This window comes from Stenotrophomonas sp. NLF4-10 (assembly GCF_022359915.1).
In the GTDB taxonomy this organism is placed as follows: domain Bacteria; phylum Pseudomonadota; class Gammaproteobacteria; order Xanthomonadales; family Xanthomonadaceae; genus Stenotrophomonas; species Stenotrophomonas daejeonensis.
This window is the reverse complement of record NZ_JAKSEE010000003.1, coordinates 666,430-681,836: the sequence shown is the minus strand read 5'-3', so window position 1 is coordinate 681,836 and position 15,407 is coordinate 666,430. Positions and strand designations below refer to the sequence as shown.

General features: G+C 69.0%; 13 protein-coding genes. 6 read left to right on the top strand and 7 right to left on the bottom strand.

Going from position 1 to position 15,407, the window contains the following annotated elements; all coding sequences use genetic code 11:
• Position 1 precedes the first annotated feature (1 nt).
• A complete protein-coding gene (locus tag MIC98_RS03155) occupies positions 2–673 on the bottom strand; it encodes an alpha/beta hydrolase (RefSeq protein ID WP_239735459.1) in 672 nt (223 codons plus the stop codon).
• Positions 674–740: 67 nt separating this feature from the next.
• On the opposite strand from MIC98_RS03155, the gene MIC98_RS03150 reads away from it, so the two are divergent.
• Both MIC98_RS03150 and MIC98_RS03145 read left to right on the top strand, forming a co-directional pair.
• A complete protein-coding gene (locus MIC98_RS03150) occupies positions 741–1,604 on the top strand; it encodes an EamA family transporter (RefSeq protein ID WP_239735456.1) in 864 nt (287 codons plus the stop codon).
• 130 nt (positions 1,605–1,734) lie between these two features.
• Entirely contained in the window at positions 1,735–2,112 is a 378-nt protein-coding gene (locus MIC98_RS03145; protein WP_239735454.1) for a MerC family mercury resistance protein, read from the top strand.
• 33 nt (positions 2,113–2,145) lie between these two features.
• Here MIC98_RS03145 and MIC98_RS03140 read toward each other — a convergent pair whose 3' ends face one another.
• The 3 genes from MIC98_RS03140 to MIC98_RS03130 form a co-directional block, all read right to left on the bottom strand.
• Entirely contained in the window at positions 2,146–3,843 is a 1,698-nt protein-coding gene (locus MIC98_RS03140; protein ID WP_239738011.1) for an ExeM/NucH family extracellular endonuclease, read from the bottom strand.
• 110 nt (positions 3,844–3,953) lie between these two features.
• Entirely contained in the window at positions 3,954–4,475 is a 522-nt protein-coding gene (locus MIC98_RS03135; RefSeq protein ID WP_239735452.1) for a c-type cytochrome, read from the bottom strand.
• 90 nt (positions 4,476–4,565) lie between these two features.
• Positions 4,566–5,171 (bottom strand): TetR/AcrR family transcriptional regulator, encoded by a 606-nt coding sequence (locus MIC98_RS03130; protein WP_239738008.1) that lies wholly within the window; start codon positions 5,169–5,171, stop codon positions 4,566–4,568.
• Between the two features lie 142 nt (positions 5,172–5,313).
• On the opposite strand from MIC98_RS03130, the gene MIC98_RS03125 reads away from it, so the two are divergent.
• From MIC98_RS03125 to MIC98_RS03115, 3 genes are all read left to right on the top strand, one after another.
• Complete coding sequence (locus tag MIC98_RS03125) at positions 5,314–6,477, top strand: isovaleryl-CoA dehydrogenase (protein ID WP_239735450.1); 1,164 nt, start codon at positions 5,314–5,316, stop codon at positions 6,475–6,477.
• A 149-nt stretch (positions 6,478–6,626) separates the two neighbouring features.
• The gene (locus MIC98_RS03120) at positions 6,627–8,237 is read left to right on the top strand and encodes a carboxyl transferase domain-containing protein (protein ID WP_239735448.1); all 1,611 of its coding nucleotides are present in this window, start codon (positions 6,627–6,629) and stop codon (positions 8,235–8,237) included.
• A gap of 19 nt (positions 8,238–8,256) precedes the next feature.
• Positions 8,257–10,227: an acetyl/propionyl/methylcrotonyl-CoA carboxylase subunit alpha gene (locus MIC98_RS03115; protein ID WP_239735446.1), complete on the top strand. Its 1,971-nt coding sequence runs from the start codon at positions 8,257–8,259 to the stop codon at positions 10,225–10,227.
• Here MIC98_RS03115 and MIC98_RS03110 read toward each other — a convergent pair whose 3' ends face one another.
• A complete protein-coding gene (locus MIC98_RS03110) occupies positions 10,228–11,385 on the bottom strand; it encodes a putative peptide maturation dehydrogenase (protein ID WP_239735445.1) in 1,158 nt (385 codons plus the stop codon).
• 142 nt (positions 11,386–11,527) lie between these two features.
• Between MIC98_RS03110 and MIC98_RS03105 the strand changes: the two genes are divergently transcribed.
• Entirely contained in the window at positions 11,528–11,812 is a 285-nt protein-coding gene (locus tag MIC98_RS03105; protein WP_239735444.1) for an NHLP-related RiPP peptide, read from the top strand.
• Between the two features lie 10 nt (positions 11,813–11,822).
• On the opposite strand, the gene MIC98_RS03100 is transcribed toward MIC98_RS03105, so the two are convergent.
• Positions 11,823–14,321, bottom strand: coding sequence for a putative peptide modification system cyclase (locus MIC98_RS03100; protein WP_239735443.1), 2,499 nt, complete (start codon positions 14,319–14,321; stop codon positions 11,823–11,825).
• Positions 14,322–14,340: 19 nt separating this feature from the next.
• Positions 14,341–15,387 (bottom strand): GGDEF domain-containing protein, encoded by a 1,047-nt coding sequence (locus MIC98_RS03095; RefSeq protein ID WP_239735442.1) that lies wholly within the window; start codon positions 15,385–15,387, stop codon positions 14,341–14,343.
• Positions 15,388–15,407: the final 20 nt, after the last annotated feature.

Genomic DNA, 15,407 nt, shown 5'->3' with positions numbered 1-15,407 from the left:
CTCAGCAGCTGCCGTCGGGCAGCCAGCGCCGCACTTCATGCTGGATCGCGCCGCGCAGGTCGATCAGCTTGCGATGGAAGAAATGGCTGGTGTCGGGCATGCGCACCAGTTGCGGCGGTCTGGCCAGCGACTCCACCCACTGGTAGACCGCCTGCGCATCGACCACTTCGTCGGCATCGCCCTGCACCACCAGCCAGTTCGCCGGCGGCTGCAGCCCGTCGAAATCCCAGGTGCGGCGGCCCACCGGCGGCGCGATCGAGATCAGCGCCTGTGGTTGCAGCGCGGCGCTGGCGCGCAGCGAGACGTAGGCGCCGAAGCTGAAGCCGGCCAGCCACAGCGCGCAGTCCGGGCGCTGCGCGCGCACCCATGCGGTCACCGCGCGCAGGTCGTCCTGCTCGCCCTCGCCATTGTCGAACGTGCCGGCCGAGGCGCCGACGCCGCGGAAATTGAAGCGCACCGTGGTCACGCCCAGCTCGCGCAGCGCGCGCGCGGCCATCGTCACCACCTTGTTGTGCATGCTGCCGCCTTCGGTGGACAGCGGGTGGCAGATGACGGCGACGGCGGACTGCGGCGCGGCCTCGGCGTCGGCCGGGTCGACGGCGACTTCCAGCGGCCCGGCCGGGCCATCCAGCACCAGCGTCGCCGATTCGTTGGGGAATGTGGGAGTCTGCATTCGGGCATGATACCGGCCCCGCCCGGCGGCTTCATCGCCGCCCCCTGCCCACGGTAGCCCCGACGCGATGCACTTCCTGGTTTCGAGCGTTGTATGCAGCGTGCTGGTTTCGGTCCTGCTGAAACTGGCGCCGCGGCGCGGCATCGACATCGCCCAGGCGGTGACCTGGAACTACCTGGCCGCCAGCGTGCTGTCGCTGTTGCTGCTCAAGCCCTCGCTGCAATCGCTGCGGGGCGGCCATGCGCCGTGGCCGGCGCTGCTCGGGCTGGCGGTGGCGCTGCCCGGCATCTTCCTGGTGCTGGCGCGCGCGGTGCGCGAGGCCGGCATCGTGCGCAGCGACGTGGCGCAGCGGCTGTCGCTGCTGTTGTCGTTGGGCGCGGCCTTCGTGCTGTTCGGCGAACACGCCAACGGCTGGAAGCTGGCCGGGCTGGGGCTGGGGCTGCTGGCGATCGCCGGGGTCAGCACGCGCAGCGGCGAGGCCACGGTCGCCGCGCCCGGCGGCTGGCGCTGGCTGCTGGCGGTGTGGGTGGGTTTCGCGCTGATCGACGTGCTGCTCAAGCAGGTGGCGCTGTCCGGCACGCCGGCCACCGCCGCGCTGCTGGCCAGCTTCGCCATCGCCTTCGTGCTGATGCTGGGGTGGCAACTGCAACGCCACTTCGGCGGCCGCAGCCGGCTGGGCGCGCGCAACCTCGGTTTCGGCCTGCTGCTGGGCGCGCTCAACTTCGGCAACATCCTGTTCTACGTGCGCGCGCACCAGGCGCTGCCGCACAGCCCGGCCACCATCTTCGCCGGCATGAACATCGGCGTGGTCTGCCTTGGCGCGCTGGTGGGCATCTTCGCCTTCGGCGAGAAGACCAGCCGCTGGAACCGCATCGGGCTGGGGCTGGCGGTGATTGCCATCGCATTGATCGCACGCGGCGCCGCCGGCTGATCGCCATCGGGCTCCCGTCGTCGAGCACACATGGGCATCCAGTGCAGCGCGCGCTTCGTTGGCGGCAAAGGCATGGCGAAGGCTCCGGATTATTTTGTTACTATGTAACAAAATAACAAAGGAAGCAGCGATGAAGAATGCCGCCACTTGGGCCGATGCCTCGGCCATCGCTTTGTCGGGCCTGTGCCTGCTGCACTGCCTGGCGTTGCCGCTGCTGGCCTCGCTGCTGCCGCTGCTCGGCGCCTGGAGCGAGGCCGAATGGGTGCACGGGCTGTTCGTCGCCCTGGCCCTGCCCGTGACCTGTTACGCGCTGTGGCGCACGCACCGGCGCCAAGCCCTGCCCGGTTCGATGTGGCTATTGGCGGGCGGCGGGCTGTCGTTGCTGGCGGCGGGCGCACTTGGCTGGCCACTGGCCAAGGCCGAAACCGGGCTGACCGTCGCCGGCAGCCTGATGCTGGCCGGCACCCACCTGTGGAACGCGTTGCGCCGCCGGCACGGCCACGGCTGAGCCACGCGCCGGCAGCAGCAGAGCATTCTTCACCTACGGGTCGTCGAAGCCCAGCAGCAGCGGGTCGTGGTCGGAGCTGCGCCACGGACCGGGCAGGTTGCGGCCCGGGTAGCCGACGTCATCGGCCTCGTCGGCATTGATGTGCCATTCGGCCGCACCCTTCAACCTTGCGGCCATGCCCGGATTGAGCAGGGCGTGGTCGAGGCGGCCGGTCTGGCCGTTGTAGACGTAGCTGTAGGGCTGCGCCACGCCGGCCACCTTGAACGCATCCTGCCAGCCATCGACGTGCAAGCGGCGGATCGGGTCTTCCATCGCATAGGCGTTGAAGTCGCCCAGCAGCACCGCGTCGCGGCTGCCGCTGCCGGTCGGGTCGCCCTGCAACCACTGGTTCAACAGCCGTGCCGATTCGACGCGGGTCGCGTTCCAACAGCCCTGGCCATCGTTCTGGTCGGCATCGGCGCCCGTCGCATCGGAGCAGCCCTTGGACTTGAAGTGGTTGGCCACCACCACGAACGGCATGCCCTTGCGGCCCATGCGGAAGGCCTGCGCCAGCGGCACGCGGCTGCGCTCGCCGAACGGTTCGCGCTCCAGCACCGCCGGCTTGCCCAGCGGGGTGATGCGCGAGGCGCGGTAGATGATGCCGACGCGGATCGGGTTGTCACCCGGTCCCTTGCCGGCATCGACGAACTGCCAGTCGCCGTCATCGGCCGCCGCATTGAGCGCGCGCACCAGCTGCGCGATGGCCGAATCCGGGCCGTAGCCGTCGTTCTCCAGTTCCATCAGCGCGGCCACGTCGGCGCCGAGGCTGCCGATGGTGGTGACCAGCTTGACCTGTTGCGCCAGCAGCTGTTCCTGCGTTTTCGCGCCGCGCAGGGTCGGGAAGCCGCCGCCGCGGCCATTGCCGTTGAAGTAGTTTTCGAGGTTGAACGCGGCGATGCGCAGGCCACCCGCCACCTGCGGCGGCTGTGGGCGCTCGAGCGCCGGCAGCTGCAGCGGACGGGTCAGCTGCAACCGGTAACCGTCGTCGAAACGCTGGTCGACCACGCCCTCGATGCCCTGCAACTGCATGCCGGTGCGCAGCACCGCGCCCTCCGGCAGGTAAGGCACGTTGCCGGGTTCGCGCTTGCCGTTGCCATCATCCAGGCGCAGCCGGCGGCGTGCATTGTCGGCCACCACCGCCGCATGTTCGGCACTGCCGGCGGCCGCCAGCTCGCTGGGCTGCCACAGGCGGCCACCAAAGGCGGCGGTGAGTTCGCCATAGCGCTGCAATCCGTCCTGGCCGGCCAGGGTCAGCGGCACGGCGATGCGTACCTGCATGCCCTCCAGCGCTTCCCAGCTGGGCGGCACGTCCCGCAGCATGGTCACCGCCGGCGCCGGGCGTGCGGCGATCGCCACGACCTTGTCGGCCTGCAGCGTGGTCAGACTGGTGTCGCCCTTGCCGGCCGGCTGCTCCTGCACGGTGCCGGTGATGCGCAGCCACTGGCCCGGCCGCGCGGCCGGCTCCGGCCCCATCCGCACGAACAGGCCGTCGGACGTGGCCGCATCGCCATCGCCGGCGTCCTGCACGAACACGCCGCCCAGCCCGGCGCGCAGGTCGGCGCTGACCATGCCTTCGATGGTGACGCGCCCACCATCGTGCGGGCTGCGTTCGCCGCTGCCCTGCACCGCGCCGATGGCAAGCAGCGGCGGTGGCGCGTCGGATGCGGCGGCGTACGCCGGGATGGCGGCCATCGTGGCAATGGCGAGGAATACGGCGGATCGGCGCATGGGCGGCACCTTTGCGGGACGGAAACGAAAGCGCCGCCCGGAAGGCGGCGCGGCGGCTTCGTTGCGGAAGCAGCTTACTTCAGGTTGGCCAGCATCCAGTCCACGGTCGCGTGGATCTGCTCTTCGCTGAGCCCCGGGTTGCCGCCCTTGGGCGGCATCACCCCGCCATCCGGGCCGGTGTAGCCATCGATGGCGTGCTTGTAGAGCGTTTCGGTGCCTTGGGCGATACGGCTGTCCCAGTGGGCGTGGTCCAGCGTCGGCGCCATGCCCACGCCGGTCAGGTGGCAGGCGGTGCAGAGCTTGTCGAAGATCACCTTGCCGTCCAGCGTACCGTCGTAGGCGCCACCACCGGCGGCGGCCTTGGCCGCAGCGGCTTCGGCAGCGGCGGCCTGCGCCGCGGCACCGGTGCTGCCGGCATAGACCGCGCCGACCGGCGCGATGCGCTCCTCGGTGCGCTTGACCGCATTGGCCGACTCTTCCGTCGGGATGGCCCCCTGCAGGAACGAAGCGAAGAAGATCAGGCCGATCGCGATGACGATCAGCACGCCGATCACGATGGAGAACCGCTTCAGAAATTCGAGGTCGTAATTCCGCACGTCTTCTTACCCCTGGCGAGTAGTCGATGGACCACAGCTACTCGCGGAGTATAAACCAGCGCCGGGCACCGGCCACAACGGGCGAACCGGTCACGCACCGGCCGCGCGCAGGCAGAATGCGGCGATGGCCTCGACCAGGTGCTCGCCGTCGCGCTGGCCGTCGCGGCTGGGCGCGGTGGGCCCGACCAGCGCCTCGGTGAAGGCGCCGACGATGCAGGCCGCGCCCACGTCCAGGTCCTGCGCCGGGAATGCGCCGTCGCGGACGCCATCGCCAAGGATGCGCTTGAACACGTCGCCGAACAGCCGCCGGCAGCGGATACGTTCGGCCTCCACTTCCGGGTCCACCGGCTCGGCGATGAAGGCGTAGGCCAGGCCGGGACCGGCCAGCGCGCGGCGCACGAACGAGGCCACCGCGCGTTGCAGCCGCTGCGCCGCCGGCAGCGGTTCGTCGGCGATGGCCGAAAGGATGCGCAGCTCATGCTCGACCGCGGCGGTGAGCACTTCCACGAACAACTCGGCCTTGGACGGGAAGTGCCGGTAGATCAGCCCGGTGGAAACCCCAGCCTCGGCGGCCACGGCGGTGACCGGCGCGTTGCGGTAGCCGCCGGCGGCGACCAGCCGGCGTGCGGCGGCGAGGATGCGCTCGCGGTTGCCGGCCAGGCGCCGTTCCATCAGTTGCGACCGCTTGTAGGCCATTGGGTGACTCATGGTTCAATTCTTGAATCAGTATTCACTTTTTTGATCCAAGCCGCTAGGCTGCACCCGAACGCCCGCACCGACGGCCCGCCGTCGCCCCCCATCCGGGTGCGCCTTCCCGCCATGCCGCAACGGAGCTTTCATGCACGTCCCTACCCTGTCCTTCGACCTGGGCGAAGAAATCGACCTGCTGCGCGAGAGCGTGGCGCAGTTCGCCGCCGCGCAGATCGCACCGCTGGCCGAAGAGGCCGACGCCACCAACCATTTCCCCAACCAACTCTGGCGCCAGCTCGGCGAGCAGGGCCTGCTGGGCATGACCGTGGAAGCCGAGTACGGCGGCACCGGCATGGGCTACCTGGCGCACGTGGTGGCGATGGAGGAGATCTCGCGTGCCTCCGGCGGCATCGGCCTGTCCTATGGCGCGCACTCCAACCTGTGCCTCAACCAACTGCGCAAGAACGCCAGCGAGGCGCAGAAGCACAAGTACCTGCCGAAGCTGTGCAGCGGCGAATACGTCGGCGCGCTGGCGATGAGCGAGCCGGGCGCAGGTTCGGACGTGGTGTCGATGAAGCTGCGCGCCGACAAGCGCGGCGACCACTACGTGCTCAACGGCAACAAGATGTGGATCACCAACGGCCCGGACGCCGACGTGCTGGTGGTCTATGCCAAGACCGATGCCAACGCCGGTTCGCGCGGCATCACCGCCTTCATCGTCGAAAAGGGCATGAAGGGGTTTTCCACCGCGCAGAAGCTGGACAAGCTGGGCATGCGTTCGTCCAACACCTGCGAGCTGGTGTTCGAGGACTGCGAAGTGCCGGCTGAAAACGTGCTGGGCGACGTGGGCGGCGGCGTGAAGGTGCTGATGTCCGGGCTGGACTATGAGCGCGTGGTGCTGTCCGGCGGCCCGCTGGGCTTGATGGCCGCGGCGCTGGACGTGGTGCTGCCCTACGTGCACGAGCGCAAGCAGTTCGGCGAGGCGATCGGTACGTTCCAGTTGATCCAGGCCAAGATTGCCGACATGTACGTCGGCCTCAACGCCTGCCGCGCCTATGTGTATGCAGTGGCGCGCGCCTGCGACCAGGGCCACACCACGCGGCAGGATGCGGCCGGCGCGATCCTGTATTCGGCCGAGAAGGCGACGTGGGCGGCCGGGCAGGCGATCCAGATCCTCGGCGGCAACGGCTACATCAACGAGTACCCGGCCGGGCGGCTGTGGCGTGATGCCAAGTTGTACGAGATCGGCGCCGGCACTTCGGAAATCCGACGCATGCTGATCGGGCGCGAGCTGTTCCAGCGCACTGCGTGACTCAAAGCCCCTCTCCCTGCGGGAGAGGGGTTGGGGAGAGGGGCGATGGAGTCCCTATGGTTCGGGCATCACGGACTCCGTTCACCCCTCATCCGGCGCTTCGCGCCACCTTCTCCCGATGGGAGAAGGGAACAGCAGGAACCACCGCCATGACCGTACTGAAAACCCAGCTGCAACCCGGCAACGAAACCTTCGAAGCCAACCGCACGGCGATGCAGGCGCTGGTCGATGACCTGCGCACGACGCTGGAGCGCACCGCGCTTGGCGGCAGCGACGCGGCACGCGCCAAGCACACCGCGCGCGGCAAGCTGCTGGTGCGCGAGCGCATCGACGCCCTGCTCGACCCCGGCAGCCCGTTCCTCGAAATCGCGCCGCTGGCCGCGCACGGCATGTACAACGATCCGGTGCCGGGCGCGGGCATGGTCGCCGGCATCGGCCGCGTGTCCGGCGTGGAATGCCTGATCGTCGCCAACGACGCCACGGTCAAGGGCGGCACCTATTACCCGATCACGGTGAAGAAGCACCTGCGCGCGCAGGAGATCGCGCAGCAGAACCGCCTGCCCTGCATCTACCTGGTGGACTCCGGCGGCGCCTTCCTGCCGTTGCAGGACGAGGTGTTCCCCGACCGCGACCACTTCGGCCGCATCTTCTACAACCAGGCCAACCTGTCGGCGCAGGGCATCCCGCAGATCGCCTGCGTGATGGGTTCGTGCACTGCCGGCGGCGCCTACGTGCCGGCGATGAGCGACGAGACGGTCATCGTCAAGGAGCAAGGCACGATCTTCCTCGGCGGCCCGCCGCTGGTGAAGGCGGCCACCGGCGAGGTGGTCAGCGCCGAGGAGCTGGGCGGCGCCGACGTGCACACGCGCGTCTCCGGCGTCGCCGACCACATGGCCGACAACGACCTGCAGGCGTTGGCACGGGTGCGCGCCATCGTCGCCAACCTCAACTGGCGCAAGCCGGAACCGGGCGTGGCGTTGCAGGCGAGTGAAGAACCGCTGTTCGATGCACGTGAACTGTACGGTGTGATCCCCGCCGACACGCGCAAACCGTACGACGTGCGCGAGGTCATCATGCGCATCGTCGATGGCTCGCGCTTCGACGAGTTCAAGCCGCGCTACGGCAACACGCTGGTGACCGGTTTCGCACACGTACACGGGCATCCAGTCGGCATCATCGCCAACAACGGCATCCTGTTCTCCGAATCCGCGCTCAAGGGCGCGCACTTCATCGAACTGTGCTGCCAGCGCGGCATCCCGCTGCTGTTTTTGCAGAACATCACCGGCTTCATGGTCGGCCGCAAGTACGAACACGGCGGCATCGCCAAGGACGGGGCCAAGTTGGTGATGGCGGTGGCCAATGCACGGGTGCCGAAGTACACGGTGGTGATCGGCGGTTCGTTCGGCGCCGGCAACTACGGCATGTGCGGCCGCGCCTATTCGCCCCACTTCCTGTGGATGTGGCCGAACGCGCGCATCGGCGTGATGGGCGGCGAGCAGGCCGCCAGCGTGCTGGCCACGGTCAAGCGCGACGGCATCGAAGGCAAGGGTGGGCAGTGGGCGGCCGACGAGGAAGAGGCGTTCAAGGCGCCGATCCGCGAGCAGTTCGAGCAGCAAGGCCACCCCTATTACGCCAGCGCGCGGTTGTGGGACGACGGCGTGATCGACCCGGCCAACACCCGCCACATCCTCGGCCTGGCGCTGGCCGCCAGCCTCAACGCACCCACGCAGGACACGCGCTTCGGCGTGTTCCGCATGTAACGGCGAGCGGAGACCTGCCATGTTCGACAAGATCCTGATCGCCAATCGCGGCGAAATCGCCTGCCGCGTCATCGTCACCTGCCGCCGCCTCGGCATCGCCACCGTGGCGGTGTATTCCGACGCCGACCGCGATGCGCGCCACGTGCGGCTGGCCGACGAAGCCATCCACATCGGCCCCGCGCCCGCGGCGGAAAGCTACCTGCGCGGCGAGGCGATCCTCGACGCCGCCCGTCGCAGTGGTGCGCAGGCGATCCACCCCGGCTACGGCTTCCTGTCCGAGAACGCCGATTTCGCCCGTGCCTGCGCCGAGGTCGGCATCGTCTTCATCGGCCCGCCGGCCAGCGCCATCGACGCGATGGGCGACAAGAGCGCGGCCAAGGCGCTGATGCAGCAGGCCGGCGTGCCGCTGACGCCGGGTTATCACGGGCAGCGGCAGGACGCCGATTTCCTGCGCGCGCAGGCCGACGCCATCGGCTACCCGGTACTGATCAAGGCCAGCGCCGGCGGCGGTGGCAAGGGCATGCGCAAGGTCGAAGCCAGCACGGACTTCGACGCGGCGCTGGCCAGTTGCCAGCGCGAGGCGCAATCGGCGTTCGGCAACGCGCACGTGCTGGTGGAGAAGTACGTCGAGCGCCCGCGCCACATCGAGATCCAGGTGTTTGGCGACGGCCACGGTAACGTGGTGTACCTGTTCGAGCGCGACTGCTCGGTGCAACGCCGCCACCAGAAGGTGCTGGAGGAAGCGCCCGCGCCGGGCATGACGCCCGAGCGCCGCGCGGCGATGGGCAGGGCCGCTACCGATGCCGCGCGCGCGGTCGGCTATATCGGCGCCGGCACGGTGGAGTTCATCGCCTCGCCTATCGGTGATTTCTATTTCATGGAAATGAACACCCGGCTGCAGGTGGAACACCCGGTCACCGAGCTGATCACCGGCACCGATCTGGTCGAATGGCAGCTGCGCGTAGCCGCCGGCCAGCCGCTGCCGAAGACACAGGAGGAGTTGCATATCCACGGCCACGCCATCGAGGCGCGGCTGTATGCCGAGGACGCCGACCGCGGCTTCCTGCCCTCCACCGGCACCCTGCGCCACCTGCGCCTGCCCGCCGCCGATGCGCACGTGCGCGTGGATGCTGGCGTCGAGCAGGGTGATGCGATCAGCCCGTACTACGACCCGATGATCGCCAAGCTGATCGTCCATGACGTGGACCGCGACAGCGCGCTGCGGCGCATGCAGCGGGCGCTGGCGCAGTGCCAGGTGGTCGGCGTGACCACGAACGCGGCGTTCCTGCGCCGGCTGGTGCTGACCGATTCGTTCCGCAGCGCCAATCTCGACACCGCGCTGATCGAGCGCGAACGCGAGGCGCTGGATGTGCAGCACGCCGAGCCCGACGCGGCCGACTGGGCCATCGCGGCGGTGCTGGCGACGCAGCCGAGCGCACCCGCACCCACCACTGCCTCAGCCTGGGAACACAATGACGGCTGGCGTCTGTGCGGCCGCACGCCACGCCGCGTGCTGCTGCAACACCGCGAGCAACGGCGCACCGCCGTACTGCATGCCAATGACGATGGTTGGCGCGTCGAACTGGAAGACGACGTGATCGCCGTCAGCGGACGGGCCGATGGCCGGTGCTTCGCCCTGCAAGTCGATGGCCGGCTCCGGCGCGGCGAGCATGTTGTCGAAGACGGTGCGCTGTACCTGTTCGGCGAAGACCGCCCGCTGCGTTTCGAGCTGCACGACCCGGTGGCCGACGCCGACCAAACGGCAGCCGAAGGCGGCGGCCTGCTGGCGCCGATGCCCGGCCGCGTCATCGCCCTGCTGGCCGAACCCGGCACCCGCGTCGCGCGCGGCACGCCCCTGCTGGTGATGGAGGCGATGAAGATGGAGCACACCCTGCAGGCGCCGGCCGACGGCACCGTGCAGGGTTTCCGGGTCAAGGCCGGCGACCAGGTGGGCGACGGCGCGGTGCTGGTGGATTTCGAGGCGGACTGATCACGCCCACACGCGGTGCGCCGGATCGAACTCGGTGGTCTGCTGCCGCGCCGCGCGCCAGCCGACACCGAAGATCGCCACTGCACCCTGCCGGACGCCATCCAGGCCCAGCGCCTGGTCGGTGTCGGCCTCGTTGATCGCGGCGGTAACGAAAGCGCCGAGGCCCGCCTCGGTGGCGCACAGGTACAACGCCTGCGACAGGTGGCCCACGTCCAGCAGCACGGCGCGGTAGGCCTTGGCATGGTTGCGGTACTTCCAGAAGCAGCGCTCGAAGCGCGGCGCCAGCACTAACATCGCCGGGGCATCGGCGAACCACTCCTGGCCCGACAGCATCGTGCATGCAAGCCGGGCCAGTTCCGCAGCGGGCGGCGAAGGCAGCGCCAGCAACGCATGCTCGACCGGGTGGTAGTGATAGAAACCCGGGGCAAGGCCTTCGACGTTCTGCACCAGCAGGTAGGTTTCCACCGGGTGCAGGCCGCCACCGGAAGGAACGTGCTTCTTCAGGAACACGGTATCCGGCGCGGCCTCGACGGTGGCCTGCGCCATCACCGTCCGTTGCAGCAGCCGTGCCAGCAAGGGCAGCGGCAAGGGACGATCGCGATCGAAGTTCCGGCAGGTGGCACGGCGCCCCAGCAATGCATCGAATGCGTCGTCGGCCTGCCTTGGCAGCGGCGCATAGCTGCCATCGCGCGGCTGTACCGCCGGTGGCGGTGCGCCGAAATTGCGGTGCAGGTCATTGGCCGTGACCAGGCCACGCGCATGCATGTCGCCGACGCTGTCCACGCCCTGCCAGCGCGAATGCCGGTGCGCCACCGCCGCCAGCGGCCACCAGTGCGCGTCACACATGGCCTGGTCACGCGCCAGATGCCGCGCATGCTCGGGTTGGTCGCCCAGCAACAGCCCCAGTTCCAGCAACCGCAGCACTGCCGGCGAGGCGCATTGCTGCTCGCTTGGTTCCTGCCAGCGCCGGGCACTGAACGCACCCAGCAGGGCACACTCGGCCGCATCCACGGCAACGGCCTGGTCCAGATGCGCGGCCAGGGCGACCCAGGCCACCTCGCTGTCCACCTCGGCCTTGCCACGCAGGATTGCGGCAAGGCCAAACGAAACCCGCTCGCGCGGTTCCAGCAACAGGTGGGTACAACGGCGGACACGCATGGCGGCTTCCCGGATCATTCCATGCCGGCCGGCATGGCGGTCGCACGATACCCCATCGTGCCGCATATCCACGCCCGCTCCACGGGTTGCTCAACTTGCCCCGATCACGGCCGATATCACGTTCTCACCTTGGAAAAGCGCCATGACTGCAAGTCGATTGACTCCCTCCGAAGCGTCCACCTTGCTGGATCATCTGATCGACGATGCCGCATTCCGCACGTCGTTCACCACCGACCCGGCTGCGGCGCTGGCTTCCCTTGGCATCAGCGTTGATCACCACAAGTGCCTGGACGTCGACGAGCTGGCATCGCCGGAAGAACTGCAGCAGCTCCGCACCGAATTGGAGGCCTACCTCACCGGTTCCACCGCGCCGATGACGGTGGTGTTCTGCTTCGAAGCCGGCAAGATCGGCGACACCATCGGCTGAATGCCACGCATCACGGCACACCGGCATTCGCTGCCGGTGCTGCCGCCAAAGCGACGTCATAGACGTTGAGCGGCTGCACCACCTGCATGGCCATCACCTCGACGATGGCCTGGCCGCGATGGGCAACCAACCATCGCCGCTGGGCGTCTGCGCACGCGGCATCCCCCGACTGACGGCAGGCCCGCAACAGCACGACGTGCGCCTGAACCGGTTCGCTGCCATCCAGTGCCGGCTGGACAAGCGCGATCGCGGCCTCGGGCTTTCCATCATGCAGGTGGTTCATCGCCTGCACGATGCGATACCACTTGGCGATGACCGGGCTGCGCTGCGATTCGATCGCCTCGTGGTTCTCCCGCAGCAGGCGCGTGGCCAAGTTCGTCTGTTCCTGCCGCTGTGCGAGGTAGATCAGCACCAGCATCTGCAAGGTGTGGTCCCCCCAACCTGGATCGTCCGTCTGCCGCAACAGGGGCGAAAGCTGCCCGGCAACCGAGGCCAGCGGGACATCATCGGCGCCGGGGCAAAGCACACCGACGCTGGCGTGCAGCAACTGCTGGTGCACCTGCTGATAGACCACGCTTGGCCGGGTGCGGTCGGCGCGCAGCGCCGCGCGCATGGCGGCGCAATCCCCCTGGTCCGCCGCAACCAACAGGCGCGCGCGCAGGTTCATCAGGCTCTGCAATGGCTCGCCGCCATTGTCGAGCCGGGCAAGCAGTTGCTCAGCCTGGTCATGGCGCCGCAGCGCGACCAGCGCGTCCACCGCGGCGTCATCCGCATCGCCCCCGCCTTCCAGTGCATGGGCCTGACGCAGGGTTTGCTGCGCCAGTTCCGGCTGGTTCAGCGCTATCTGGATCTGCCCCAGCTGCACCATCGGGTAGATCCGCAGGTGGTCCTGCGGCACTGCTGCCGCGCGGGCGAACGGCTCGGCCTCGCTGAAACGATTGTCCTGGAGCAGGTACCAGGAGGTATTGGAAAGACCGGCGAACGAGTCGGGATAGAGCTTGGCCAAGGCGCGCCAATCCTCCAGCGGCCAGCCACCGGGTTCCAGCTCGGCCTGCCATGCCTTCAGGTACAGACGTTCGCGATGCGGCAGGTGCGACTGCAAGGCCAATGCCTTCTGCAACTGTTCGCGCGCCGGCTGCATCTCGCCGATGCGGGCGTGCAGCTTCGCCAGCCCCGCGTAGGCCAGCGCGAATTCGGGGTCGATCTCCACCGCGGCCTGGTACAGGTTGCGCGCCTCCTCGAAACGGCGCTTTCCCATCGCGGTTTCCGCCAATGCATAGGAACGCAGCGCGCGCAGGCTGCCGGTGGAGGCGCGCGACAACGGGATCGACTTCTGCAACTCGGCAACCGACTCCCCTAGCCCCTTGCGCAACTGGCTGAGGACATCGTCCACGGCGGCGGCCGCCTTGTCCGGGGCGGTGGCGACGGCATGATAGGTACGCACCACGCTGTCCGCGTTCGGGTCCACCAGGTCGATGGCGATCCGGTAACCATCGCCATGCCGCGTGACCACGGGCAGCAGCACGGCGCGCGCACCCTCGCGGATGGCAACGTCCACCGCCAGGCTGCGATCGAGCGTGGCATCGGCCGGCTTCCTGGCCATCTCCAGGCTCTCGCGGACCTTGCCTTCGGACAACACGTTCACATAGCGCGATTGTTCCAGCCCGAGCATGACCGCCTGGCGGATCGACGCGTCGAACACCGATTCGCCGGTGCTGTTGGCGACATCCCCCATCACCACCCAATCGCGCTCGGCGAAGGCGATGGCCGGCTCCGGGCGGGTAGCGAACCAGAGGCCGACACCCAGCGCCAACAGCAGGGCCGCTTCGGCCACCAGCGCCAGCGGGCTGCGCCACAGCGGCAGGTCACGTCGGGCCTTGGGCGAGCTGCGCGGCATGCGTAGCGGGGCGAAGCCCGGCACGCCGGCTTCGAACACTTCCTGCGCGGTGGGCACGCCCTTGAAACGCCAGCGCCCGTGCGACTTCCACAGCAGTTGGCCGCCGGACTCGCCCAGCTCCGGCACCGCGCGGCGGGTCAGCGATTCGGCCACCGCCGACAGCAGGATCTGCCCGGGCCGGGCCAGCGCCATCAGCCGCGCCGCCAGCGGCTTGGCCAGGCCTTCCACTTCCAGCGACTTGGCGCCGGCCTGCACCGCTTCGGCGCTGTTGTGCCAGGTCAGCACTTCGCCGACGTGCATGCCGGCGCGAGCGTGCAGTACCAGGCCGCGGGCGCGGCCCAGTTCGCGCAGGCCGCGCAGGTAGTCGATGGCGAAGGCCAGGCCGTTGATAGGGCGCTCGAACAACAGCAGCAGACCGTCGGAACGGTCGATCAGCCGCCCCTTCCATTGCTGCTGCAGTTGCAGCACCAGACGGTCGTGCTGCTGGAACAGCTCGGCGGCGGCGGCATCGCCCAGTTTCTCCACCAGCGCGACCGAGTCGCACAGGTCGGTCAGCAGCAGGGTGCGCACCTGCGGCGCGGGAGTCGCCGGCGTTCCCCCTGCATCCTGCATGGCCAGCTCCGGCAGCACGTCAGTTCGCCCCGAGCCAATCCCGCGGCCATTGCAGCCGGTTGCCGCCGAGCCGCTTGGCTTCGTACATCGCGCTGTCGGCCAGCGCGTACCAGTCGTTCCAGTCGCTGCGCGGGTCGAGCAGGCAGGCGCCGATGCTCACCGGGCAGATCCGCGGCACCGGCTGCGCGCGTTCCAGCAGCCCGTGCACCGCCTGCAGGATGAAGCCAGCCACGTGCGCCAGCTTCTCCGCATCGGCTTCCTGCACCAGCAGGCAGAACTCGTCGCCGCCCAGCCGGCAGGCCAGCCCGTCGACCTGCACCACCGAGCGCAGGATGTTGGCGACCGCCTGCAGCACGCGGTCGCCGACCAGGTGGCCGTATTCGTCGTTGATGTGCTTGAAATGGTCGCAGTCGATCAGCAGCAGGCCCTGCGGTGGCATGCGCCGCGACTGCCGGCATTCCTGCAGGTACAGGGTCAGGCCGCGGCGGTTGTCCAGCCCGGTCAGTTCGTCGGTGCGCACCAGCTCCTCGGTGTGGTTGAGCTGGTGGGTGGTGGTGTAGAGGTTGTCCAGCGCCGCTTCGAGGTCGTGGTTGCGGTGCCGCAGCTGCCGGATCAGCACCTGTTCGTTGGACACCACGCGCATGATGGTGCGGCGCAGGAAATAGGCGATCAGGCCCGGGGCGCGGTCCACCAGCCGCTGGAAGTCGTCGTGGCCCAGTTCCAGCAGCACCACGTCGGTGGAGGCCTGGGCGTCGGCACCGCGGCGGTGGTTGCCGATCAGCAGGCCCAGTTCGCCGAAGAATTCGCCCGGCCCGAGGTACTTGACCATCAGGTCCTCGCCGAAATCCAGGTCGACGATGCCGCTGCGGATGACGTACATGGAACTGCCGAATTCGCCGCTGTGGAACAGTACCTGCCCGGCGGGGACCTCGCGCACGTGGCCGAATTCGGCGAACAGGGCGGCTTCGGCGGGCGACAGCACCGGATGCACGATCTCGGCCATCGCCGTGGCGGCGACGCTCTGCTCGTGTTCATCCGCCCTGATTGCAGCCCCGTTGCCGTTCATCTCCCGCCCCTGCCGCCCCG